This is a genomic window from Halomonas litopenaei (assembly GCF_003045775.1).
Classification (GTDB): domain Bacteria; phylum Pseudomonadota; class Gammaproteobacteria; order Pseudomonadales; family Halomonadaceae; genus Halomonas; species Halomonas litopenaei.
Genome location: NZ_PXNS01000037.1, coordinates 1 through 1,402, shown reverse-complemented (window position 1 = coordinate 1,402; position 1,402 = coordinate 1). Strand labels below are relative to the sequence as shown.

Below are 1,402 nucleotides of genomic sequence, written 5' to 3'. Positions count from 1 at the left end.
GATCAGGTAATTCATTGTGAGCACTTACCGACAGTCAGATGACGTGTCGTTTAAGGAGGTGATCCAGCCGCAGGTTCCCCTACGGCTACCTTGTTACGACTTCACCCCAGTCATGAACCACACCGTGGTGATCGCCCTCCGAAGTTAGGCTAACCACTTCTGGTGCAGTCCACTCCCATGGTGTGACGGGCGGTGTGTACAAGGCCCGGGAACGTATTCACCGTGACATTCTGATTCACGATTACTAGCGATTCCGACTTCACGGAGTCGAGTTGCAGACTCCGATCCGGACTGAGACCGGCTTTATGGGATTAGCTCCACCTCGCGGATTCGCAACCCATTGTACCGGCCATTGTAGCACGTGTGTAGCCCTACCCGTAAGGGCCATGATGACTTGACGTCGTCCCCACCTTCCTCCGGTTTGTCACCGGCAGTCTCCCTAGAGTTCCCGACCGAATCGCTGGCAAATAGGGACAAGGGTTGCGCTCGTTACGGGACTTAACCCAACATTTCACAACACGAGCTGACGACAGCCATGCAGCACCTGTCTGAGAGTTCCCGAAGGCACCAATCCATCTCTGGAAAGTTCTCTCGATGTCAAGGGTAGGTAAGGTTCTTCGCGTTGCATCGAATTAAACCACATGCTCCACCGCTTGTGCGGGCCCCCGTCAATTCATTTGAGTTTTAACCTTGCGGCCGTACTCCCCAGGCGGTCGACTTATCGCGTTAACTGCGCCACAAAGCTCTCAAGGAGCCCAACGGCTAGTCGACATCGTTTACGGCGTGGACTACCAGGGTATCTAATCCTGTTTGCTACCCACGCTTTCGCACCTCAGCGTCAGTGTCAGTCCAGAAGGCCGCCTTCGCCACTGGTATTCCTCCCGATCTCTACGCATTTCACCGCTACACCGGGAATTCTACCTTCCTCTCCTGCACTCTAGCCTGACAGTTCCGGATGCCGTTCCCAGGTTGAGCCCGGGGCTTTCACAACCGGCTTATCAAGCCGCCTACGCGCGCTTTACGCCCAGTAATTCCGATTAACGCTCGCACCCTCCGTATTACCGCGGCTGCTGGCACGGAGTTAGCCGGTGCTTCTTCTGTGAGTGATGTCCTCCCTCGAGGGTATTAACCTCAAGGCTTTCTTCCTCACTGAAAGTGCTTTACAACCCGAAGGCCTTCTTCACACACGCGGCATGGCTGGATCAGGCTTTCGCCCATTGTCCAATATTCCCCACTGCTGCCTCCCGTAGGAGTTCGGGCCGTGTCTCAGTCCCGATGTGGCTGATCATCCTCTCAGACCAGCTACGGATCGCAGCCTTGGTGAGCCGTTACCTCACCAACTAGCTAATCCGACATAGGCTCATCCGATAGCGCAAGGTCCGAAGATCCCCTGCTTTCCCCC

1 rRNA gene is annotated in these 1,402 nt (G+C 55.6%); it reads right to left on the bottom strand.

The features are described from left to right. Nucleotides 1-51: 51 nt before the first annotated feature. A 16S ribosomal RNA gene (locus C6W88_RS21190) occupies nt 52-1,402 on the bottom strand; the annotation flags it as partial.